General features: G+C 43.1%; 17 protein-coding genes and 1 rRNA gene. 13 read left to right on the top strand and 5 right to left on the bottom strand.

Annotated elements, in window-relative coordinates:
* The first annotated feature begins 12 nt into the window (after positions 1-12).
* Positions 13-126: ribosomal RNA gene (gene rrf, locus JMX63_RS12820) — 5S ribosomal RNA — on the top strand.
* A 573-nt stretch (positions 127-699) separates the two neighbouring features.
* Here rrf and JMX63_RS12825 read toward each other — a convergent pair.
* Positions 700-960, bottom strand: coding sequence for a DUF1289 domain-containing protein (locus JMX63_RS12825; protein WP_201572773.1), 261 nt, complete (start codon positions 958-960; stop codon positions 700-702).
* Positions 961-1,147: 187 nt separating this feature from the next.
* On the opposite strand from JMX63_RS12825, the gene JMX63_RS12830 reads away from it, so the two are divergent.
* The 3 genes from JMX63_RS12830 (at position 1,148) to JMX63_RS12840 (ending at position 4,674) form a co-directional block, all read left to right on the top strand.
* The gene (locus JMX63_RS12830; RefSeq protein ID WP_201572775.1) at positions 1,148-1,816 is read left to right on the top strand and encodes a YqiA/YcfP family alpha/beta fold hydrolase; all 669 of its coding nucleotides are present in this window, start codon (positions 1,148-1,150) and stop codon (positions 1,814-1,816) included.
* Between the two features lie 110 nt (positions 1,817-1,926).
* Positions 1,927-3,813, top strand: a complete 1,887-nt coding sequence (gene parE / locus JMX63_RS12835) for a DNA topoisomerase IV subunit B (RefSeq protein WP_201572777.1) — start codon at positions 1,927-1,929, stop codon at positions 3,811-3,813.
* Positions 3,814-3,978: 165 nt separating this feature from the next.
* On the top strand, positions 3,979-4,674 hold the full coding sequence (locus JMX63_RS12840) for a lysophospholipid acyltransferase family protein (RefSeq protein ID WP_227543684.1): 696 nt from the start codon (positions 3,979-3,981) through the stop codon (positions 4,672-4,674).
* 179 nt (positions 4,675-4,853) lie between these two features.
* Here JMX63_RS12840 and JMX63_RS12845 read toward each other — a convergent pair whose 3' ends face one another.
* A complete protein-coding gene (locus JMX63_RS12845) occupies positions 4,854-5,636 on the bottom strand; it encodes an SDR family NAD(P)-dependent oxidoreductase (protein WP_134292540.1) in 783 nt (260 codons plus the stop codon).
* A gap of 298 nt (positions 5,637-5,934) precedes the next feature.
* Here JMX63_RS12845 and JMX63_RS12850 point away from each other — a divergent pair, with 298 nt between their 5' ends.
* On the top strand, positions 5,935-7,383 hold the full coding sequence (locus JMX63_RS12850; RefSeq protein ID WP_201572779.1) for a hypothetical protein: 1,449 nt from the start codon (positions 5,935-5,937) through the stop codon (positions 7,381-7,383).
* A 127-nt stretch (positions 7,384-7,510) separates the two neighbouring features.
* On the opposite strand, the gene JMX63_RS12855 is transcribed toward JMX63_RS12850, so the two are convergent.
* Positions 7,511-9,175 (bottom strand): mechanosensitive ion channel, encoded by a 1,665-nt coding sequence (locus JMX63_RS12855; protein ID WP_201572782.1) that lies wholly within the window; start codon positions 9,173-9,175, stop codon positions 7,511-7,513.
* 456 nt (positions 9,176-9,631) lie between these two features.
* Between JMX63_RS12855 and JMX63_RS12860 the strand changes: the two genes are divergently transcribed.
* A complete protein-coding gene (locus JMX63_RS12860) occupies positions 9,632-10,363 on the top strand; it encodes an FKBP-type peptidyl-prolyl cis-trans isomerase (RefSeq protein WP_057762133.1) in 732 nt (243 codons plus the stop codon).
* A gap of 274 nt (positions 10,364-10,637) precedes the next feature.
* On the opposite strand, the gene argA is transcribed toward JMX63_RS12860, so the two are convergent.
* On the bottom strand, positions 10,638-11,960 hold the full coding sequence (argA, locus tag JMX63_RS12865) for an amino-acid N-acetyltransferase (protein WP_114701915.1): 1,323 nt from the start codon (positions 11,958-11,960) through the stop codon (positions 10,638-10,640).
* Between the two features lie 398 nt (positions 11,961-12,358).
* Between argA and JMX63_RS12870 the strand changes: the two genes are divergently transcribed.
* Positions 12,359-12,946, top strand: a complete 588-nt coding sequence (locus tag JMX63_RS12870) for a hypothetical protein (RefSeq protein WP_101205996.1) — start codon at positions 12,359-12,361, stop codon at positions 12,944-12,946.
* Between the two features lie 174 nt (positions 12,947-13,120).
* Here the strand turns inward: JMX63_RS12870 and JMX63_RS12875 are convergent, their stop codons facing one another.
* Positions 13,121-14,125 (bottom strand): patatin-like phospholipase family protein, encoded by a 1,005-nt coding sequence (locus tag JMX63_RS12875; RefSeq protein ID WP_201572784.1) that lies wholly within the window; start codon positions 14,123-14,125, stop codon positions 13,121-13,123.
* Positions 14,126-14,405: 280 nt separating this feature from the next.
* Between JMX63_RS12875 and recG the strand changes: the two genes are divergently transcribed.
* From recG to ahr, 6 genes are all read left to right on the top strand, one after another.
* Positions 14,406-16,769 carry an ATP-dependent DNA helicase RecG gene (recG, locus tag JMX63_RS12880; protein WP_201572786.1) on the top strand — a complete coding sequence of 788 codons (2,364 nt, stop codon included), beginning with the start codon at positions 14,406-14,408 and terminating at the stop codon, positions 16,767-16,769.
* Between the two features lie 530 nt (positions 16,770-17,299).
* A complete protein-coding gene (locus JMX63_RS12885; protein ID WP_201572788.1) occupies positions 17,300-18,592 on the top strand; it encodes an efflux RND transporter periplasmic adaptor subunit in 1,293 nt (430 codons plus the stop codon).
* On the top strand, positions 18,589-21,678 hold the full coding sequence (locus JMX63_RS12890; RefSeq protein WP_201572790.1) for an efflux RND transporter permease subunit: 3,090 nt from the start codon (positions 18,589-18,591) through the stop codon (positions 21,676-21,678). The genes JMX63_RS12885 and JMX63_RS12890 overlap by 4 nt, the downstream gene beginning before the upstream one ends.
* A 108-nt stretch (positions 21,679-21,786) precedes the next feature.
* Positions 21,787-22,497 (top strand): AraC family transcriptional regulator, encoded by a 711-nt coding sequence (locus JMX63_RS12895; RefSeq protein WP_201572792.1) that lies wholly within the window; start codon positions 21,787-21,789, stop codon positions 22,495-22,497.
* Between the two features lie 89 nt (positions 22,498-22,586).
* Positions 22,587-23,522: a DMT family transporter gene (locus JMX63_RS12900; RefSeq protein WP_160023435.1), complete on the top strand. Its 936-nt coding sequence runs from the start codon at positions 22,587-22,589 to the stop codon at positions 23,520-23,522.
* Positions 23,523-23,838: 316 nt separating this feature from the next.
* Positions 23,839-24,840, top strand: a complete 1,002-nt coding sequence (gene ahr, locus JMX63_RS12905) for an NADPH-dependent aldehyde reductase Ahr (RefSeq protein WP_227673335.1) — start codon at positions 23,839-23,841, stop codon at positions 24,838-24,840.
* The last annotated feature ends 304 nt before the right edge of the window (positions 24,841-25,144 follow it).

Here is a 25,144-nt window from a genome sequence, read left to right on the forward strand (position 1 = left end):
CTAACCCCCTTTGCTGACGACAATAGCGCGATGGCCCCACCTGATCCCTTCCCGAACTCAGAAGTGAAACATCGTAGCGCCAATGGTAGTGTGGTTCGCCCATGTGAGAGTAGGTCATCGTCAGCTCTCTATACCTAGATAAAGCCCCCTTTGCTAACCCAAAGGGGGCTTTTCTTTGTGTGCGGTTTGGTGACGGATCTACTGATTTCAGTCTAATTTATTCTAGCAAGCGTATTGCAGTATTGATTATAGAAAAACTTGAAGGTATGCTATTTTTTATTGAAAGCGCTTCTAACTTGTAAAAAACACTGTATTAAAGACAAAGCCGTCATTAGACTAATAAGGAAGTATGCGTGTCAATTTGGTTACTAGTTCTAATATCATTTTTGTATATTACTATTGGCGGGGCTTTCGCCTTCGGGTTTCTTTTCTATATATGTGCAGAAAATAGCCCAAGCTTAACCAAAGTTGAGAATAATGTTCTCTTTGCCTTGTTGATTGGATATGCAGCTTCACTTGTAATCAGTGTTGCAATGGCTGTTTATTTTTACGTATTTGCTACTAGCGATTTATATTATTGGTGTTTCGCCATACCGTGGGGACTACTGATTCTACTATTAGGTTATTGGGCATATATTTTAGCGAAATTTAACGCATTTTGAGGATACTGTTGGCATGTCTGGCCTGATTAATTACTTCTTAAAATAATTCACCTATCTCAGGTATCTCTTCAAAATCAAATCCTAACTGCTCATCCTTACGCTGCCGCATCTGCTCGATACGCAGCTTACGACCTGCAATAAGCCGTAGCACCTCGCGTTGCTGCTCTGTCGTCATCTCATGCCATAACTGGCGCTCCGTTCGACTACGCAGGCAACCAAAGCAATAACCTTTCTTATTGCTTTGACAAAGACCAATACATGGGTTGGCAATCTCGAACAGCTCAAACTGTTGATTCATGACTCCTCCATAATGACTACCGTCATTCCTTTGACCTGTATAAAATCACTGTACAACATTATTATGTCGCAAATACTGACTAATAGTGTGCCATTTTATTGTTATTATTTCCGTCTAGCGGGTGCTATGCTTAGCTTTGATAGCCTTTATAAGATAATCATAACAAAATTAATAAGTGAGATGATACGTGAACTTGATTTATATCCATGGATTGGACAGTGATGCCAACTCGACCAAAGGGATGTTGTTAGAAAAATATTGCCAGCTTCATCATACTGATACTAATGTGCTGCGTCCTGATTTAAATAAGACCCCTGCACAAGTGTGTGAGCAGTTACTGTCTTTAGTCAAATCACTAAATAATAGTGAAGATAGAAAATCAGCAGATAAGCAGACTGAGTTATCAAATACGGTATTAATCGGAAGCTCGCTAGGTGGGTATTTTTCTACTTTGATAAGCAATCAGATAGGTTGCCCAGTTTTACTGCTTAATCCTAGTACTCAGCCCCATATCACTTTACAGCGTTTCTCTAATCAATCAGTATCAAATCAAGATAACTTAAATGAGTCATCTACTAGCAAAGTCCTGCATACGACAGCGGGTGGCTGGAGTATTATGCCTGCAGATTTACAGTGGTTTTCAGATAATCAGCTGTTATCAGTAAATTATCCTGATAAAGTTGCTGTACTGCTAAAAGAGGGCGACGAGCTGTTAAATTCTGAATTGTCTAAAGCTTTTTATCAAGGTAAGGGCGCATCGGTAACGGTGCAAGAGGGTGGCGATCATCGGTTCAGTGACTTTGATGAGCAGTTGCCCATGGTGATGAATATCTTACAGAGTTTAGTACAGCCTTAAATAGACGACATTATATGACGTAAGCGATGGAGTATTAACGTTAACGTCGCTATTTTTCGTTATAATGGTTTAATAGAATTAAACGCACGCGAACAGTTAAGGATGCATTTGTGAGTCAATATAATGCGCAATCGTTAGAAGTTTTAGAAGGTCTTGAGCCAGTCCGTCGTCGTCCAGGTATGTATACCGATACCACGCGCCCGAACCATTTGGCGCAAGAGGTCATTGATAACTCAGTTGATGAAGCGTTAGCTGGTTATGCTAAAACCATCAAGGTGCAATTGCATAGTGATGGATCGTTGTCTGTCGAAGATGACGGGCGCGGTATGCCAACTGATATTCACCCTGAGTTTGGTCAATCTGGTATTGAGCTGATTTTGACCCGCTTGCATGCAGGTGGAAAGTTTTCGACCTCTAATTACGAAGTGTCAGGTGGTCTGCACGGTGTGGGTATTTCCGTTGTTAATGCGCTATCAACCCGCGTTGAGGTTACGGTATGGCGTGATAGCACACAGTTTGATATGGCATTTGAAAATGGTGCACCAGTTACGCCATTGACGGAAGCAGTCAGCTCAAACAAACGCAAACGTGGCACAAGAGTGCACTTTTGGGCTGATGGTAGTTTCTTCGATACGCCCAAATTTAATGTAAAACAGCTCAAGCATAATTTAAAAGCAAAGGCTGTTTTGGCCGCTGGACTGACGATTGAATTCACTGACGATATCAATGATGAAAAGGTCGTTTGGCAGTTTACGGATGGGGTAGTCGAGTATCTAAGCGAACAACTAGATGGTTTGGAAACATTGCCTGAAGCGCCGTTTTATTATAATTACGATGCGAAAGCGGGCGAACGAGCGGCTATTACTTTTGCCTTGTCTTGGTTGCCTGATGGTGGTACGCCGATTCAAGAAAGCTATGTGAACTTGATTCCGACAGCTCAGGGCGGTACGCACGTCAACGGACTACGCACGGGCATTTTAGAAGCTCTGCGTGAATTCTGCGATATTCATAATTTGCTACCACGTAGTGTGAAGCTAACTGCAGAAGATGTCTGGGACGGGGTGAACTATATTCTGTCTCTTAAGTTCTCTGAGCCACAGTTTTCTGGACAGACCAAAGAGCGCTTATCTAGTCGAGAAGCTGCGGGCGCTGTACAGACATTGGCAAAAGATGCCTTTAGCCTATGGTTAAACCAGCATGCGGAAATGGGCACGCAAATCGCTGAATTGGCAATTAATAAAGCTGGACGTCGTCTAAAATCTGCCAAAAAAGTCGCTCGTAAGAAGATTACGCAGGGCCCAGCATTGCCTGGTAAATTGGCAGACTGCCGTGGTGATTTGCGTGATGGCGCTGAGTTGTTCTTAGTAGAGGGTGACTCTGCGGGTGGTAGTGCTAAGCAAGCAAGAGATCGTCATTATCAGGCAATCCTACCTCTGCGTGGCAAAATCTTAAATACGTGGGAAGTATCATCAGATACGGTGCTATCAAGCCAAGAGATTCATGATATTGCCATTGCTATCGGTGTTGATCCTGCCTCTGATGATTTGTCCGAGCTACGTTACGACAAGATATGTATCTTAGCGGATGCTGACTCTGATGGACTGCACATTGCGACATTGATCTGCGCACTGTTTGTGAAGCATTTCCCTTCACTAGTGGATGCGGGTCATTTATTTGTGGCCATGCCGCCATTGTACCGAGTTGATGTGGGTAAAGAAGTTCACTATGCATTGGATGAGCCAGAGCTTGCACATATCTTGGCTAACGTACCGGGTAATAAAAAAGCCCAGATTACACGCTTTAAAGGGCTTGGTGAAATGAGTGCTGAGCAATTACGTGAGACGACGATGAGCCGTGATACACGCCGCTTAGTACAGTTAGATATGGATGACATGGTACTGACCAATAGCGTGATGGATATGCTACTGGCTAAGAAGCGTGCCTCTGATCGCAAGTCGTGGCTTGAGAGCAAAGGTGATTTGGCCGATATTTCTTAAGAGGCAGCAGTGAATTTAAAGAAATATGTGTGCAAAATATCGAAATAGATCATTACTTATATTTATGGCTGAACGATCTATCACATAATAAAAGCACGCTAAATTTAGCCTAGCCACAAAGGCTTAATGGTATTATGTCAGTACCTTTCATTACATTGTGCTGTCATGATACCGAAGATTTTTAACCGTTCTAAGTCTGTTGCTTCTAAACCTGCGCGCTCCAAAGTGCTCCCAAAACTTAGCAAAAAGCATTTGGGAGACAAGGTTCCAAAGCGTGGCAACAAGTTTGCGCCTGTTATTGCATCCGCACTGTTAAAGGCGTCAGGTTGGCGTACGGTAGGCGAGATTCCAAATATCTCACAAGCTGTAGTGCTTGCGCTGCCACATACTTCTAATGTGGATGGTATTTATGCGATTCCAAGTCTTTTTGCATTAGACATTAAAATCAGCATTATGGGCAAGCACACGCTATTTAAAGTGCCTGTGTTTGCACAGTTATTAAATTGGATAGGGGTTATTCCTATCGATCGTGGCAACAAAGGCTCTGTGCTGCAAGCCAGTATTGATAAGTTCAAAACTGGTGAACCATTATTTTTAGGATTATCACCAGAGGGAACACGGCAATATACTGAGTCGTGGAAGACAGGCTTTTATTATTTAGCGGTGGGTGCTGGTGTACCGATTTTGCCAGTAGCGATGGACTACAATACTAAAGAAATACGGTTTATGTCGCTGGTTTATCCTACAGGTGATATCGAAGCAGATTTACCAAAAATATATTCTCAGTATAAAGGGGTGCTACCAAGACACCTTGAGCGTTTGTCGAAGCCACTACAAGACATAAATAATACAGCTGAATAAGCTAGATAGTATAAATATTAGTTCAATTAGTTAAGTTGAAATCATTGGTTGTATGACAGGTACGAAAACTCAAAGCTGTCTACAACTAAGTTCTAATGATTGTTATTGGAAAAGCCCCTGATATGATGGTATCAGGGGCTTTTTTTGAATAATATTTAGATACCTATCAGCTTAACAATTTAGAACTGTGGCTGTCCGTTAGAGGCACTAACACCGCCATCGACAGGTAGGTTTACACCAGTAATCATAGAGGCGTCATCGCTCGCTAGGAAGGTAATGGCGGCGGCGATATCCTCTGGAGCTGCCAAACGTCCAAGCGGGCAGCGAGCTAAGAATTTATCTGTCTTAGACTCATTATCTTGAATAGCCGTGGTCATATCGGTCTTGGTGACGCTTGGGTTTACTGCGTTCACACGAACACCATCTGAACCATGATCTAACGCCAACGTACGGGTTAGATTGGTTACACCCGCTTTAGCAGCATTATAGGCAGCCATATTCCAGTCACCACCCACACCCGAGAGCGATGAAATATTGACGATATTACCCTTTGATGTAATCAGGTGAGGCATAGCAGCTTGCGAGACGTAAAAAGTCCCATTTAGATTCACATCGATAGCAGAGCGCCAATCATCAGCAGATAGTTCTGTGATTTTACCTTGAGTGGCTTTACCTGCATTGTTTATCAAGATATCAATCTTGCCGAATTTGTCGATAGCGCGCTCAACCATTTCTTGTACTTGGCTTTGAACACTGATATCGCATGTAATAATGAGATAATTATCGGTGTGAATCCAAGTACGATCTTGCGGCAACTCTTTTGCAGTTTCTTCTAGTGTTTCCGCTGTACGTCCTACTAAAACCACGCTAGCGCCTTCTTCGGCAAAACGAATGGCAGTTGCACGGCCGATACCAGAACCTGCACCCGTTACAACGACGGTCTTTTCTTTAAAACGCTTCATAATGTTTAATCCTTATTATTATATAATAGTCATTAAAAATTCGATGATTAAAATTTCAATGACTACGGTTTCGATAAATACAACTAAGTACAGTTTGTCATCCATAAACTTGCACGCAAGCAATACTGCTTTGTTATCATCATAACAAGTGATCGCTTTGAAAGCGACTGTCTCTGATAGTGCTTATGTAGCATAATTTTGCATCATTCAGATATTTGTAATACGTGACAATCATGTTGTTATTATTACGAGCTGACATGTGCGATATTCACCATAAAATAATAGAAGGTTGGAACTTGTGTCCCATTCGATTACTACTATGCCCGACTGGGGCTACCTGACGACCGAGCTAGTCAGTTATTTACAAGCAGACGCTATGGCAGTGACTTTAGCAGGCATGCATACGATTGAGCATGAATACAATGCTCAGTATATCGCTCGTCACTATCAATATCAGTTGCCACTTGGCAAGCTACAGTTGTTGGAGCTGACACTGTATTTACCCTATGATACAGAGTCAGTTGATATTGAGGCTGTACGTATGACTGCGGTAAAGTCAGCACTTACGTGGTACAAGTCATTATCGTCTCAAAATGAAGAAAATGCCTTAGCTGGTTATGAAGCTATGATTTTTGACATTCAGCTTGTTGGAGGAAGTAGCAGTTTTAATCAAGATGATAACGGTGACAGTGCGAACCATTCAAACAGTGCTCTACAACGGCTTAAACATAATTTTGGGGTTCGTTACTTTTTAGAAGACTTAGTTGTCGACATGAGCGAAAGCATGCAGCAGCTGCAAGTCTTTAGCTGGGATGACTGGTACTCGATAGCAGCAGTACGCACCCCATGTGAATTATGGCGTTTCTTAGCTTATCATTTAGAACAGCTGCAGCAGTCGGCCGTAAATCATATTCCAAGTTTCGAGTCAGAAGACGCTTTGGTTGAGCGTTTTTTGCAAAGTCCAGACCTGTTTGCTCCTGCTATTGTAGTAGACAATGCGCTCATCAAAAACAAAGTACAAGACGAACCTAACTCAGCACTGGTCGCCATCACACTTGCCTACAAAAACCAAAGTTCAACTGCTCAAATGTACCATCAGCATATGATACAAGCAGCCACGATATGGTCTCAGCTAAGTATGCAGATGATAGATACGTATGGTAAAAAGCACGCAGCTAATAATGACGACCAAACAGGAATACCGCTCGCTCACTGGCAACAACAACTCCTAGATGAGTCTTTGTTTTCACGTCACGAGCTTATCCGTACGCTATATAGACACCCTAAACAAAGCGCAGCGCTGCAAAAAGATGGCTATGTGGTACATCAACATTCTTATGAAAGTTTGGGACGACATTATGTACTGGTGTTTTATGGTCACGAGTCTAAAGGGCCTAATAGTAAAGCCGCTGTCCAACCAAAGCTAGCAAAGATCGCACAGGACGTTGCCACACGTTTGCCAATTATTGAGCTTCATCATGTAGTCGTGCTTGGTATCGACTTTATCACTGAGAATAATGAGAATTTTTTCGATATTGATTTGTGGATTCAGCCAGTTGATGCGATGACTCAAAGGGAGCGCCAACTTACTAAGCAAATGCAGAAACTAAAACAACAAGAATTAGATAAGAAAAATACACCACTTGCTAATAGCATGGAAGGTGGTAAACCTGCGAAGGCGCAAAAAGAGAAGCTACCTCAAGTACAGATGAGCTTAACGATTCCAGCGCGCAAAGATAAGCAGTAGATAGACGTAGTTAGCTTTCTACCCGTTTATTAATAAGAAGAACCACAGATTTATTAATTACTTACTGACATAAAAAAGACAGCCTCGGCTGTCTTTTTCGTATCTAAACTAAACAATCAAAAAATACTTATTTATTGATATCGTCATTGAGACCGCTACCAGGAAGTACGTCATCGCTGTTGTAAATGTCATTAGTATCAACACGTGGTGTATCAACTACATCGGTACGTAAATCAGTGGTAGGGGTGCTAGCAGCAGATGGTGTGTTTTCATGAACTGAATCAGCAACTTTTTCTTGAGTTGATGAACTTGGCTGTAGCGCAGATTTTGCTTTCGCTTCAGTACGCTCATGATCCATCTTATCCTGCATTTTACGTAGGAAGCGAGCTGCAGCTTCTTGACCACCAAGACCAAATGATAGAGCAAAGGCAACGGCTACTGCACCTAGTGTTAGACCAAATGCTAGGTTAACGATTGAATCAGCAATACCCATCGCTTTTAGACCCATTGCTAATACTAGGCCCATGATCAATACACGTACGATGTTTGCTAGGAATTGTGAACCTTGCTCAGAACGTTCAACCACACCTGCAATAATATTGGCAAGCCAGAATCCGATAAATAGGATAATTGCGCCTAGGATGATGTTTGCACCGAATGCGATAAACATCGTGATAATAGCTGAGATAGGCTCGAAACCTAACAAATCAGCAGCTGCAATAGCAGCGAATAGCATAGCAAAGAAGATAATCGCATAACCAACTAGGTCAGAGACTCTCTTATCACCCATAGCCTCTTGTAGACCAACTTTCGCAGGTAATTGATTGATTTGAGTGTTCTCAATCAGACCTTTGATGATGTTGGCAACCATACGTACAACATAGTAAGTTACTACTAGGATAGCGACTGCCATAAAGATGTTTGGCAATGCTTCCATAATTTTGTTAAGCATATTGGTCGCAGGGCGAGCAATCACTTCGATTTTTAGTGCATTTAGAGCAGCAATAATGGTTGGAATAATAACCACTAAAAATGCTAATGAACCTGCAATATTAGGTAAGCTGTTTTGCTCACTTAAACCTGCTTTTGACGCCAATTCTTGTACATTAAAAGTAGAAACAAGGTTGGTTACGATGCCGCGTACGACTTTGGCAATGATATAACCAACGACGAAGACCACACCAGCAATCAAGATATTAGGGATGAAGCTAAAGATTTTGTCGACCATGTTAGTTAATGGAGCGAACAAGCCATCAAGCTCTAATTGACCAAGTACCATGGTCAACACAACCAATAAGATGAACCAGTAAACCATATCAGCAATCGTACTGCTCATTGGTTTTACACCAGCTTGTGCACTTAAACGCTCATCCATAGAGGTTTTTGCGAGTGCAGCGTTGATCGCTGTGCGTGCAACAGTAGCCACGACCCAACCGATCACACCAAGTGCGATAGCGCCGATAAGATTAGGGATAAATGCCAACACTTGATTAACCATATTTGCGAATGGTGCTGAGATAGAGTTTAAGTTTAATTGGCTAAGTGCGCCTGAGATAGCAATGATGAAAATAAACCAGAAAACAATTTTGGAGATGATACCTTCAAGGTCGTAGGTCTTACCAGTTGAAGAGTTCATACGCTGATTGAGATTAACTTTAGAGAGTACGCCGCGTACCAGTGCTGCGATACCAAGGGCTACTAGCCAACCAATAACGAATATCAAAATAGCACCAATGATGGAGCCGATAGGTCCACCAAGATAGCCGTTAAAAGATGTGTACATTGGGTTCATCTTATCCTCCTTGAAGCATCTTATATAACTCGCCAAAAACAATGTTCATACAGCGATTAGTGAGCAAGACATACAGATGGTTGTCATAAATAGTATTTTTAGAATCAGTTATATAGAGATATTATCGTTTTTGAGCATAAATTATTATCAGCAGTATCTCTTATTTATATTACAGTGACTTCGCTATCGTTATCTGCTTATTTTTGATAAAAATTAACGCTCGGTTACTTATCTCCTTAACTAAATCAGCTTAGCTGATGTATTGATGGATTTAAAGACAGAAAGCTTTACCTGTTACTATATTTGTGTGATAACTTGTTATTATGATAAAAAATATTAACATAGACTATACATTGGCCCGATAATTTCGTGCAAAGCGTGGTTCCCAAAACTAAGATTTGTTATTATAGAGGAATGTGACATCTCGCCACTATTCTTACAATTAGAGAGTACTTTATGAAAAAAATCACTACTTTAGGCGTTAGTGCACTTGCTAGCGCTATGTTGTTAGTAACAGGCTGTAGCACCAACAATGGCAATCAAGAAACAGCCGCTCAAAGCGTTTCCATTACTGAACAAAGCTCAGCTAGTGAAAAAGTAGGTTATAGCTTAGGTTTCATGATGGCAGAAGGCAATAAAGACGCTGTCAAAGATCTAGACCTAAATACTTTTGAAAAAGGCTTCCGTGATGGCTACGAAGGCAATGAATCAGCATTGACCCAAGAGCAGATGCAACAAGTATTGATGGACTATCAAAAAGAGCAAGAAGAGCAGTTTGTTAAAGACATGGAAACCAAAGCGACAGAAAATAAAGCCGCTGGTACTGCGTTCTTAGCAGAAAACGCTAAAAAAGAAGGCGTGAAGCAAACAGAGTCTGGTTTACAGTATAAAGTTATCAAAGCAGGTACTGGTAAATCACCAAAAGCAACTGACGTGGTTGAAGTAAACTACGAAGGTAAATTGCTTGATGGCACGGTATTTGACAGCTCTTATGAGCGCGGTGAGCCAATCGAGTTCCCACTAAACCAAGTAATCGCTGGCTGGACTGAAGGTCTACAGTTGATGAAAGAAGGCGGAAAATACGAGTTCTATATCCCATCAGACATCGCGTATGGCGAAGCGGGTAACGCTGGTATCGAGCCAAACAGCACCCTTATCTTTACTGTTGAGCTATTAAAAGTAAAATAAGTGATGGTGTGTCAAAAAGTATGCTGATTAAAATTTGAACAATTTTTGAAGCCTTGAAAGCCCTATAGAATCAGAGAACTTAGCATAGATTTCGTATTGACTTTTATCGCCAGCATACTTTTTAGAACACCACCAAATAAGTATCTAAAGCAAATATTGTTTAGGTACTTAACCTAAAAAAGCCTTCATATAATTATGAAGGCTTTTTTTACGACTAATATTTTACCTCAGATTGATATCGAGCTTACAAAGCAAATATCAAGTTGGCGATAAATTATAGATTCTTTTGAAAGACTTTAGAGTTACGGCCATTATGGTATTTCTCTAAACGTGCTTCAGGTAAAGCGCTGGCTTCAACTTCAGCGAAGCCTTGCTCAACGAACCAATGCGCGGTACGAGTAGTCAAAACAAAAAGCTTATACAAACCATGACTGCGCGCTTGCTGCTCTAGAAACGCTAACAAATCTGCACCGCGGCTACCACTACGATACTCAGGACGTACGGCAACACAGGCAACTTCCGCTGACTCTGAATCTAGCGTATGCAATGCTGCACAGCCCAAAATCATACCATCACGTTCAATCACACTATAGTTATCAATCTCTTGTTCTAAGCGCTCGCGTGAACGACTGACCAAGATGCCTTGCTCTTCTAGAGGTGACAGCAGCTCAATCAGACCAACCACGTCATCTATATTGGCACGGCGAATTTCTTCATAAGGGTCGTGGCTAATCAACGTACCAGAACCATCACGCGTGAATAGCTCTTCTAGTAGCGCGCCGTTTTTGGCATACGAGATAATATGCGTGCGATGCACACCTTGACGACAGGCCAAACTTGCACAGTTCAAGAAATAATTGATTTCGCAATTTAAATCACGGTCACGTAAGAAGCGATCAACTTCGTTTGGAATCATTTCACGTAATAAACGATCATCGTCGTTGATACCCGCTTCTTCACCTAAGAATATAAGCTTGTCAGCACCCAGTGCTACGGCAGCGCTTAGGGCAACATCTTCCGCCAATAAGTTAAATACTTCGCCAGTCGCAGAGTAGCCCATCGAGCCTAGTACAACGATATGGTCGTGAAGCAGGTTATTTTTGATGGCTTCCACATCGATAGAACGCACTTCACCCGTCATTTGGTAATCAATACCTTCACGGATACCGTATGGACGCGCTGTCACAAAATTACCCGATATCGCATCGATACGTGAACCATACATCGGAGAGTTGGCCAGTCCCATTGATAGCTGAGCTTCAATCTGTAAACGAATAGCGCCAACGGCTTGTAAGATAGATGGCATCGCTACACGTGGCGTAATACGGATGTCTTGATGTAGCGGCGATTCAATGTTAGCGTCTTTTAAGTTCTTTTCGATTTGCGGTCGTGCCCCGTGTACCAGTACCAGCTTGATACCCAAGCTATGCAACAAGGCAAAATCATGAATAAGTGTGCTGAAGTTCGCATGGTTGACCGCTTCACCACCAAACATGATCACGAAAGTTTTGCCGCGATGGGTATTAATGTAGGGTGCAGAGTTACGGAACCAATGGACGTATTCAGGGTTGATCTGGGGCATGGAGCTAGTAGTCATAATGGGAGCAGTAGTCGTTAGAATAAGAAAAGGGGCGCAGCAAAAAAATGCCTAACGCTAAAGATTTACCATAGCAAAAAACGCGGTTATGAGCTATCTTTTATTTCAGCTGTATTCAAGCATTCTGATTGCCAATCGCTGATATACACAACCTCAACACTGGGTTAATGTACGTACAAATGCTTTTTGTTATGCTAAGCGCTATTGCTTTACAGATGCTGAGCGAAGATAATCAGGTTAGATAAATGAGTTCGTGTGTTTCATAGATTGCATGAACTATTTCACAGCGATATCTTATATACATCGCAATGCTTTTTATCTGTTGAACAAATTATAAAAATAACTTAAGTTGCACCATCTGTGTTTTACCGATATATCAACCAGGGATAATGAAAATCATGAAAAAAAGTAACCAGTTTGCTAGCCCGTTCAGTGCTTGGAGCGGCCACCGCTTATTTCACGTTGTTGCCGGTACGCTCATCGGTGCGATGGTCGTTACACAAGCCTCAGCAATGCTGCCAACACCAGAGCAAGCGGTTGATAGCTCAATGGCTATTCAGACAAATGCTAACAAGAGCAACAACTCAAGTGCTCAAGCCGTCAACAGCAGAATTACAGCGTCATTGGTTAGTGTTGATGCCAATGGTCAAGAAGTGCTTGTCCCTGTAGATACCAATACTCGTTTGCAGTCAGGTAATGTATTGGAGTATCAAGGGTACTTTACCAATACCAATGCAGATCGCGTCCGTAAAATGACTGTTACGATGAGCATTCCAGAGCAGGTAGAACTACTAAAAACGGTTGCTCCTGAATTCCCATATGGCAGTGTAGATGGCAATAACTTTGCTCGTATGCCATTACGTACCAAAGTAGATAATCAACTACAAGATGTCGCGCTTAAATACTATAAAGCGGTACGTTGGGACCTAGAAGGCGTAGGCCTAAATGATACCGTCGCTGTAAAATATCGCGCACGCGTTAAATAGTCCTGAGTTTTTGGATTAGAATTTAGCCAGCATTGATGTAGTTAGCACTGAAAACTATCCATTTAGTGCTGAAAGCTATCAATAAAAAAGCACCACAGTTTATAGCTGCGGTGCTTTTTTATGGTGTGTTAGGACGTTTGATAATTTTGCTGATAAGTAAGTAAAAGTACTCAATTACAGCGTGGTATATTGGCTACTAGATTTCTCTTGGATAAGTTGTTTGATAGCATTGATTTGTGGCGTTGTAGCTTGAGCGCCTGCTTGTATTAGACTGCGTCGCTGCCTAGTATCTATTGAACTGTTACGACCGATATTAGGAGTAATAACAATATCCGCTCGATTCCGCTCACTCTGACTTGATGCGGAGCGCTTAGCAGTCAGGTTGGTAGCTAGAATATTGGTTTCGAGAAATCCCCAAAAGTCACTCAATGAGTTCATAGTCGGTATTTGATTATTAGTATTATCACTGCCTTGAGCTCCCGTCACGTCTACAGCAATGACAATATCCGCACCCAAGTCATAGGCGCTATCTACTGGTACTAAGCTGACCACACCGCCATCGACATATTTTTTACCGACCTTTTCAGGAATGCGCGGGGCAATAAAAATATTGGGCACGCTACAGGACGCTTGTACGGCAAGCCCAGCATCGCCAGTGGTAAAGATCGCTTTCTTCAGAGTGTGTTTTTCTGCTGCGATTGCCGCAAAAGCAATAGGGAAATCCTCTATGGCTCGCGCATTCACTTTGCTATTGATAAAGTTTTTTAACTTAATACCTTCGATAAAACCTTGATTGGACAAGGTAAAGTCTGTGAGCTGGCTATCAGTAGTGGTCAATGCCAATTGCTCAAGCTGTGCCGGCGTGTAACCACTGGCGTATAAGCTACCAATCAAGCTACCCACACTCGTCCCGACCACCAATGTTGGTTTGATACCGTTTTCTTCTAGCGCTTTAATGACGCCCACATGAGCAAACCCTTTCGCACCGCCGCCACCCAAAACCAGTGCGACAGTAGGTGCCTTAATAACAGGCTCTGGTGTGGCAGGAGTAGTCGATGGCAACGTGCTACAGGCATTAATATACAAACCGAGAACGGTTATTAAGCCCAACCTCAGTAGTTTTAGATTATGACGAATTAGGTTGTGACGAAACTGATGAGGCAAAATAGAAACAAGCATAGAAAAACACCTTATGAAATTGCCATCATTCAAAAAATCAGACATCAGTTATTGGTATGATGAGGAGAAGCGGTTTATCTATAGTAGATGGACTGTATAGATGCTATTTTACTAAATAGCCTAGCATAAGCAATTGTATTGTCAGCTATAATGAAATGAGTCGATGTTTTTATACGTACTATCGTTATCGCTATTTTATGGCATAAGCCATTATATGCGGTCTATTAAAAATGCTCGATTTAACATACAAAAATTAAAAATAATATTGTTAGGATCTTTAATGCCAATATCGGAGAGTCATGCCTCAGCCAACTCATTAGATCACTTTAGATCTGATATGCCGCTGTCAGCACTAGATATGCCAGTGTCTGCGCTAGCAGGTGTAGGGGTAAAAGTCGCAGAGCAGTTAGCGCAATTGAATATCAAGCGGATATTCGATTTGCTATTACATTTGCCTCGTGATTATGAGGATCGTAGTCGACTGGTATCAATCGCCGATGTAGAGCATGGACAGTCAGCGCTAATTACTGGTCATATCGTCCATGTCGATACCAAGCGCAGTGGGATGACTGTGACGGTGGACGATGATACGGGTACGATATCGTTGCGGTTTTTTAAGGTCTATCGTGGTCTGGTACAGACCATGAATTTGGGAACGCGCTTGCAGCTGTTTGGTGAGGTCAGAGTCAGCCGTTACGGTAAGCAGATACATCATCCTGAATATCAAGTTATCACTGACAATACAGTCATGACTGATACGGGATTGCAGCCTATTTACCCTACTGTCAAAGGCTTACATCAAAACAAGCTGCGCACTTTAATTAAGATGGCATTGCAAACGGTTCGGAGCCAAGGTTTGCCGATGACATTGTTTACGGCTGAAGATTTTGCAGTTGTATCCGATTTGCCATTAGTGCCTTTTGAGCCATCTAAATCAGCGATGTCAGAGGCCGAATATACCGAAGATATTTTTTCGACGTTAGCACGCAGCGTGCCTGACAATGTGACTAGCAATGCGATTGGCAATAGAGTATATAAACCCAATCCTTCTACCTATCAGGCAGATAATGACATACATAACGTCGCTGCCAGTATTGCTCAGCACAATGTCTATAATTTAACGATATTTGAAGCATTGGTACTGCTGCATACGCCGCCTACTTATACCAGCGCGTCTCAGCAATACAAACTATTCACTCAACTCAGTGCCCGTACGCATGCTGCCTGCCAGCGCTTGATTATTGAAGAGTTGACTGCGCATCAACTCAGTTTGCTATATCGTCGCCAGCAGCTACATCAGCATAAAGCGCCCAAATGCACTATCAACAGTCCTCTTGCTGACAAGCTGTTTGCTGCATTGCCTTTTGATCTAACGGGTGCGCAAAAAAGAGTGATGAAAGACATCACTGCAGATATGGCGACCTCAATTCCGATGCTACGACTGGTACAGGGTGATGTGGGTGCTGGCAAGACATTGGTTGCAGCAGGGGCGGCAGGCTATGCGCTCGATAGTGGCTGGCAGGTCGCGGTAATGGCACCGACTGAGATTTTGGCAGAGCAGCATCTACTGAATTTTAAGCAATGGTTTGAGCCATTAGGTATTGGTGTCGGTTGGCTTGCCGGTAAGCAAACGGCCAAACAGCGCCGCGAAGCGTTGGAAGCAGTCGCAGAAAATACTGTGCAAGTGGTGGTCGGTACTCATGCATTGTTTCAGGAGCAAGTTCAGTTCGCTAAGTTAGGTTTAGTGATTATTGATGAGCAACATCGTTTTGGTGTTGAGCAACGCATGGCATTGACTAATAAAGGCGTCGCTAATAGTACCCCGCACCAGCTAATCATGACCGCGACACCGATTCCAAGAACCTTAGCAATGAGTGTCTATGGCGATATGGATACCTCAATCATTGATGAATTGCCACCGGGGCGTACCCCAATTACGACGGTAACCATCGATCGTAATCGACGCGATGAAGTCATAGAACGTATTGCGATTAATTGCGAAGCGGGCAGGCAAGCGTATTGGGTATGTTCACTGGTAGAGGCATCTAGCGTATTGGATGCGCAGGCAGCCGAAGCCACTTATGAGGACTTAAATGAACGTCTAGATATTCGTATTGGACTGGTGCATGGCAAGATGAAGTCTGCTGATAAGCAAGCCATTATGCAGGAGTTCAAAGCAGGTAATTTGGACTTGTTGATTGCGACGACTGTCATCGAGGTAGGGGTCGATGTACCCAATGCGTCATTGATGGTTATCGAAAATGCGGAGCGTTTGGGACTATCACAATTGCATCAGCTGCGCGGGCGAGTCGGACGTGGCTCGACCAAAAGCTTCTGTGTACTGTTATATCAAAAGCCACTATCGGAGACAGGTACTGAGCGACTAAACGTCCTACGCGATAGTACCGATGGCTTCGTCATTGCTCAAAAGGACTTAGAGCTACGTGGGCCAGGAGAGCTGTTAGGCAAACGTCAAACGGGTAATGTCGGCTACTATCTGGCTGATCTAATTCGTGATGAGCAATTATTTGCTATTGCTCAGCGATTAGCGAAGCATTTGATAGCAGACCCTGCGCGAAAAGCAGATGTTAGTCAATTGATTCATCGCTGGATGCCTGAGGCAAGTCGCTATACCAATGCTTAGTGTTTATACCCAGTGTCTAGTAATCAGTGTTTAGTGTTTAGTATCGGTATCGGTAAATAGGTTCAGTGCGTCATTGAACTTAGCTCTGGATATAATCAAACAGTATGGCCACAACGTTAACATTATTTATAGACGATACTCCATCCATAGTCAGTCGTTGAATACAACAGATATTCAGCGACTGACTATACGCGCTCTTATTGCTTTAAATAGGTCGATATGCCTTTAATATTGCACAGATATTCGATCTAAGTTTCAATTAAATTTATGAACGCTAGACACTATATATAAAAATAAGATGATGACTAAATATATGCTATTCTCGATAATTTGATGAACTATTATAATAATAAACAGTGCTTTAGAGAACATCGTAATACTCTCTGTAAGTAACGCTCATAGCCCTACATCAGGCTATCCAAACATTGCTTCGATTGCGTGCCACTTTTTATTATTGCTGTGACTGATTGATATTTTTAGTCATTCTATAGCGAGTATTTCAATATTGACTGTACCTACAGAGAGTTATCATGAGCGATTTTGAAGAAACCCATTCTAAGCCAGCAGCCGAAGCTGAGTTGCCGCCATATCGTCAAACTGACACTTTATCTCAAAGACCATCTGCAAAACCACCAATATGGTTGTGGCCCGTGTTGGCAGCCGTGCTAGTGATAGGGGTGCTGCTTGGCAAGTATTGGGGCAATGATAGTAATGCAGCTACAGATGAGTCAGCAACTTCTAATTCTGTCGCAAACGATCAGGCAACTGGTAGCGATGCCAGTATTGAGCAATCAGTACTCTCAGTAGAAACAGTCAGTCCAAGCCAAGATGATATCGGCAGCACGCTCAGTGCCGATGGAACCATCAATGCTAAGGATACTGCGAACGTCAGTGCAAAAGTCAATGGTGTGGCTATCGAGCGTATTTTGGTCGAAGAAGGCGACCGCGTCAGAGCAGGTCAAGTCTTAGCCGTGTTCGATACTGATGCTATGGAGCAGCAAGTGCTACAGGCGCAAGCAGATGTCGCAGAAGCGGAAGCCACCCTGGCCAATGCCAGCGCTGATGCTGCACGTGTGCTGCCATTGATCGATATCGATGCCATCAGCAAACAAGAAGCCGATCGTTACCGTACCTCGAAAGTACGTGCCAGAGCTTCTTTGCAAGCATCCAAAGCCCGTTTGAGCAATCAGCGTTTGACATTAGAGAACGCAAAAGTTGTCGCTCCTGTCAGCGGTATTATTAGTGAAAAAATGGTAGAAGTTGGGCAGGTGGCAGGCGGGGATCCGTTATTTACGATTATCAAAGGCGGCATTTTGGAATGGCGAGCAGATATAGATCCTAAGCTTGTCGGTGATATAAACGTCGGTACGCCTGTACAAGTCAGTCTACCGGGTGGTGATACAGTGATGGGGCAAGTAAACCGCATCGCACCAACCGCAGACAACAACCGCCAAATTACGATTTATGCCAGCCTAGCTGCCAACTCAAAGGTACGTGCAGGCATGTATCAAACAGGCGAATTCCTATTGGGAAGTACCAGTACGCAAACGATTCCTAATAGCGCTGTGGTCAGCAATGATGGTTATGATTATGTGATGCTCGTTACTGAGTCGACTACTCGAGACGATCGATCGATGGGACGTATCAAGCAGCAGCGAGTAACATTGGGTGAGCGATTGGGCGAGAGCGTAGCAGTGTTAGAGCCTTTGCCAAATGACAGTCGTATCGTAAAACAGGGCGGTAGCTTCTTAAATGATGGTGACCTAGTGCGTGTTGTTGATGGTGTAACCCAAACCAGTAAGCCAGTGCAGGCACAGCCATGAGCTTAAACGTCTCCGCTTATTCGATTAAAAACCCGCTCGTTGCTATCTTACTGTTTGTACTGCTGACGTTGGGCGGCATTTACGGTTTCATGAAAATGAAAGTCCAGCAGTTTCCAGACATAGATTTGCCAGCAGTGGTAGTCACGGTGACGCTACCAGGTGCTGCGCCTTCACAACTCGAAAACGATATCGCCAAAAAGATCGAAAATAAACTGACCAGTATCGAAGGCGTGAGTCATATTCGCACCACGCTACAGACGGGTGCGGCGACCATTGCCACCGAATTTACCTTAGAAAAAGATATTCAAGAAGCGGTAGACGATGTACGGTCAGCAGTCGGCGAGGTACGTGGTGATCTACCAGCTGCAGCCAACGATCCTATCATTACCAAAGTATCTACCGCAGGGTTTCCAGTGGTTACGTACTCTGTCGCTGCTGAAAATATGAGCGTGGAAGATCTATCTTGGTTTGTCGATGATACCGTTACCAAGCGGCTATCTGATATACCAGGCGTTAGTACCGTGAGCCGTGTTGGCGGGTTGCAGCGTGAAATCACGGTTGCTGCCGACCCAATTGCGTTAAGTGGTCTAAAGTTTTCTATTTTGCAATTATCGCAGCAAATCGCTGGTATCCAGCAGGATAGCTCTGGCGGGGAAGCAGAAGTTGGCAATACGACTCAGACCATCCGTGTTCTCGGTGCTGTTGAGCGAGCAAATGAGCTAAACGATTTGCAAGTGGCTGTCCCTACAGGAGGCACACAAGCTTTAGGTCGTATGGCAAAAATCACTGACGGCGCAGCAGATCCAAGCTCGATTGCTAAGCTAGATGGTAAAACAGTGGTAGCATTTAACATCACTCGATCGCGCGGTGCCAGTGAAGTCGATGTGATGGAACTGGTTGATGAAGAGCTTGCTAAACTGACAGCTGATGTCAGTAATATCAGTATTGAAAAAGTCTATGACCGAGCCACACCCATTGCAGAAGATTATGAAGCCTCATTAAGAATGCTCATCGAAGGTGGGCTGTTGGCTGTAGTGGTAGTCTTCCTGTTTTTGCGCAATATTCGAGCGACTATCGTTGCCGCGGTCGCTTTGCCGTTATCAGTCATTCCAACCTTTTTGGGTATGTATCTGTTTGGCTTTAGTCTTAATATCATCTCATTACTGGCATTGTCGTTGGTCATTGGGGTGTTGGTCGATGATGCAATCGTTGAAGTCGAAAACATCATACGCCATCTACGCATGGGTAAAACACCTTATGAAGCGGCGATGGAAGCCGCTGATGAAATCGGTCTCGCCGTCGTCGCCACCACTTTTACTTTGATTGCGGTGTTTTTACCAACAGCCTTTATGGGCGGTATCGTTGGACAGTTTTTCCGTCAGTTTGGTTGGACGGCTGCCTTATCAATTTTTGCCTCGCTGATGGTAGCGCGCCTGATTACCCCTATGATGGCAGCTTATATCTTACGACCTGAGAAAAAGCACGTCGAAAAACAAAGCGCGATGATGAAGTACTATCTTAAGATTGTGTCTTGGACCCTACATCATCGCTGGATAACCATGGGTGCAACACTTGTTTTATTTGTGGCATCGCTAGCTTTGGTTAAGCTGCTACCTACGTCATTTATCCCTGATAATGATATTGATCAAACTCGAGTGGCTATTGAGCTGACACCTGATGTATCGTTGGCGGATACTGAGCGCGTGGCAGCGCTAGCAAGTGCTCGTATTTTGGCCATGCCTGAGGTGACCAACATCTTTACCTCAGTGGGAGAGGCGCAGGCGTCGATGGGTGCATCGGATGGTGGTGGCGGTAAGGCTGAAAACATCGCTGGCTTGGATATCGTACTTGTCCCGCGTGCAGAACGAGGCACCAAGCAAGAGATAGAGCGCAAAATTAGTAAGCTGATGACAGAAGTGCCAGGAGCACGGTTTACTGTCGGGCTATCGAGTGGTGGTGAAAGTGGCTATAACTTTTCATTAACCAGTACCAACCCGCAACTGCTTGAACAAACTGCACAAAAAATCATGTCTGAGATTCGAGGGCTGCCAAGTGCAGGCGCTGTGACCAGTGATCGCAGTTTGCCTCGTCAAGAGCTAACAGTAACGCCAGATAGGTTAGCAATGGCGGATAAAGGGGTCACGACGCAAGATATCGCTACAACTTTACGTGTGGCGACTGTAGGCGACTACGAGCAGCAATTGTCCAAGCTTAATCTTGATACGCGCCAAGTACCAATCGTCGTACGTTTACCTGACGTGGCTAAGCAAAATGTTAGCCAACTAGAAGGTTTGTACGTGCCGAGTACTATGCCTGCCGGTCAAGGCGTGCGCGTCGGTGAGGTTGCTACGCTAGACTTTGGCACTGGACCTGCGCAGATTAGCAGACTGGATCGAGAGCGTGCTATTAGTATCACGGTACAGCCTGCGAGTGGCGAGCTTGGCGATTTGGTACAAGCGGTCAAAGCAGTGCCGACCATGCAACAATTGCCGCCTTCGATTACCATCATCGATCAAGGCCAAGCCGAAAACATGGCCGACCTCTTTAGTGGCTTTATCATTGCGATGTCCGTCGGTGTGGTTTGTATTTTAGGCGTACTGATTTTACTGTTTGGACGTTTATTGCAGCCCTTTACCATTCTGATGGCGCTACCTCTGTCGATCGGTGGGGCGTTTGTCGGCTTGGTTATTACTAATAGTAGCTTATCGATGCCTTCGATGATTGGCTTTATTATGCTTATGGGTATTGCGACTAAAAACTCAATCCTGTTGGTCGATTACGCGTTGATTGCCCAGCGCCGAGGGCTGGCGCGTTTTGAGGCTATCGTAGATGCATGTCGTAAGCGTGCACGGCCTATTATCATGACGACCATCGCGATGGGTGCAGGCATGCTGCCATTGGTATTTGGTTGGGGTGATGCAGATCCTACCTTTAGGCGACCGATGGCAGCAGCGGTACTGGGTGGTCTGGTAACCTCTACGCTATTGAGCTTGGTTGTTATTCCTGTCGTCTATACCTTGATGGATGATTTATCTGGATGGTTTGCTAAGTGGCTAGCTCCACATGGTAAACCTAGTGACTTCTAATAGTCACTTCTCATAGAGAGCCAAATAGTGAGCCAAATAGTGAGCCAAATAGCTAACCAAATAGTTAGCTAAGACACGACACAATAATAGCAATCTGGAAAACGATGTATGATTAACATGCTCTCAATTAGGTCATACACTCGTCAGACTAGAGGACATTCTCATGACTTTCATCAGATTGTTTTGCCCTTGCGAGGTGCAATAAATATCGAAGTTGGGAGCTATACTGGAAAAGTTATCCCAAGCGAATGTGTTGTGGTTAAGACAAATGAAAAGCACTACTTTAGCGCTGAAGAGAATGCAAAGTTTATCGTTGTAGATACAGATCTGTTGCCAGAAAATGTGTTTCATTCATCACAAATTGTCTTTTCTATAAGTTCGCCATTGTTGGCATTTTTGGAGTTTTCAGAAAGTCAGTTAAGGTATCAAATCAATCCTGAAGTTGAGAGACTGATGTTTGATACCTTTTATAAGCTTCTAGAACAACAAAATCTATTTGTGCAATACGACGCTCGAATTAGAGAAGTCGTCGCATATATTCACCACAATTTTTCTAACAACCTTTCTGTTGAAGTATTGGCGGATATCTCTTGTCTCAGTGCCACACAGTTTAAAAAGAACTTCAAATCGCAAACAAACCAGACCGTCACTGAGTACATCACAAAGATCAGAATGCAAAAGGCGCAAGCTTTGTTACTGCATACTGATTCACCTATCGCTATCATAGCCGAACTGGTTGGTTATACGGATGTTAGCGCTTTTAGCCGCCGCTTTTCTAAATATTTCGGTATTGCCCCTTCCAAATTAAAACACGTCTAACCAGACATGCAAACCGTCTAATCTACACAAATAGTAGTCTATAACTCTCTATAATAATGTTATTCATTATAACGTTAGAGGTAGCTGCTATGCTGCAGAATAAATCTAGTCTAAGTGCTATTTTATGTGTGATAGCTGCCAGTGTCCTTTGGGGAACGACAGGTACAGCCTCTGCTTTTATACCTGACGTTAGTCCATTAGCCGTTGGTGCGTTTTCGATGGGGGTAGGCGGTGTATTGCTAGTATTGAATGCTAAGAATAATTTACTAAGCGATAGACAGAAACTACTTTCTAAACCCAGTCTCTTATTTATCGGTAGCCTATGCGTTGCTATCTATCCTTTGGCTTTTTATTCCTCTATGAGATTGGCTGGTGTCGCTATTGGTACAGTGATCTCAATTGCCAGTGCACCATTTTTCACTTTTATCATGGAGCGTCTGATTAGCAATAAAAGAGTCACTAGTCGATGGGTGGTAAGTTTTATATTTGGTGTGGTTGGCGTCATTTTGCTAACCTTGGGAAAAACCCAATATTTGGATATAAACGCACAAGCAAATAATCGAATACTAGGCGTGTTGTTAGGGTTAGTTGCAGGATTGACCTATGCCACATACTCATGGACAGCACGTCAGATGATAGAGAACGGGGTAAACTCGAAATCAGCGATGGCAAGCATGTTTGGTCTGTCGGCGATCTTATTGTTGCCATCATTATTATTAACAGGGGAAAACCTGTTTTTGGATGCAAAACATATAAGCGTTGCCCTATATTTGGCAATTGCGCCGATGTTCTTTGGTTATTTACTTTTTGGTCAAGCGTTGAGAGTGATTGAGGCGAGCAAAGCGACGCTTATTACGTTATTAGAACCTATTGTAGCCACTATATTGGCTATCATTATAATCGGTGAAACATTCTCTCCTATCGGCTGGCTAGGAATGTCACTCATGATAATCTGTCTCTTGCTGCAAGTAATAAAGACGCCAAAACTGACAGGTTATCGAGGAAGGCGTGCACTGTACAAGTAACAAAGCAATATAAGTAACAAAGCAATATTTCTGACGATAAGCAGTATTTTTGATGAGTTACTGCCTATTAAGTATGACTCTTTGTATGACGTTAGTCTAAAACTGGTAAGTTGAATGGATTAGTTGGGTTAGTCTTTTCTATAGTCTGTCCAATCAAATTAATTGAAGAAATTGTTTATATCTTATAGCACTATTTTAATTTTACTAATAGGTGAGTAGCTGCTAGAACGATAAACCAATCTCTACAAACTAATCTTTAAAAAACTAAAAAACTAAAAAACTAAAAAACTAAAAAACTAAAAAATAAGGAATAACTATGATTAATGCATACGCAGCAAAAGAAAAAGGTGGCAAGTTTGAGCCTTATGAATATGACCCAGGTGCTTTAGGCGATCACGAAGTAGAAATCGAAGTACATAGCTGCGGCATTTGCCATAGTGATTTATCGATGTGGCAAAACGAATGGGGTATGACTCAATATCCGTTTGTCGGTGGGCATGAGGTTGCAGGTAAAGTCCTCAATAAAGGCAAGTACGTCAAGCATCTAGAGTTGGGCGATAAAGTCGGACTTGGCTGGCATAAAGGATACTGTAACGTTTGTGATCTATGTATCGATGGAGACCACAACTTATGCCCTGAGCAAGAAGGTACGATCATTGGTAATCATGGCGGCTTTGCAGATAAGGTGCGCGCAAAAGATACTAGCGTCATCAAGATACCTGAAGGGCTTGATTTTAACGCGGTAGGACCACTGTTATGTGGCGGTGTCACAGTGTTTAACCCACTTATGCAGTACGACATCAAACCAACTTCTAGAGTGGCTGTGATTGGTATTGGTGGTTTGGGTCATTTGGCATTGCAGTTTGCCAATGCATGGGGCTGTGAAGTGACGGCATTTACCAGTGAATCAAAAATGGAAGAAGCAAAAGAGATGGGCGCTCACCATTCACTAAACTCAAGAGATGATAGCGAAATTGAAAAAGCCGCAGGTTCTTTCGATCTAATCATCTCAACAGTGAACGTTGATATGAACTGGGATGTCGTGATCAAGGCGCTAAGACCAAAGGGTAAGCTACATTTTGTTGGACTGTTAGAAGCGCCACTAGAGATATCGGCTGCGCCAATGATTATGGCTCAGAACAGTCTATCAGGCTCGCCAGTTGGTTCACCAGCGACGCTGCGTAAAATGCTAGATTTTGCTGCTCGCCATAATATTCAGCCGGTTACTGAAACTTATAAAATGTCTGAGATTAATGAAGCGTTTGAGCGACTAGAGAGTGGTAATGCTCGCTATAGAGTGGTGCTAGAAAGAGACTAAACGTCTCTATAGGCGGCTAAATGTAGCCACTAAATAAGAATAATAATAGTGATACTCTAATTAATAGATAGAGTATCACTATTTTTTTGTATCATAATTCTACTTTTCACCAGTTTCTAAAATATGAGAATTATTTGGAGCTAGGTCTAAGTATTTTTATTCAATTTTTGCTCAGACAATTGAGACCATCCCGAATTCTGTGTAACTGCCGTTTAGATTAAATGCTTGCTGATACGGTCATCAAACATAATCATAAAACGATTCAGAGCAGACGTCCAGTTACGGATTGGCATCGACCACTTTT

It is taken from the genome of Psychrobacter nivimaris (assembly GCF_904846365.1).
GTDB lineage: Bacteria > Pseudomonadota > Gammaproteobacteria > Pseudomonadales > Moraxellaceae > Psychrobacter > Psychrobacter nivimaris_B.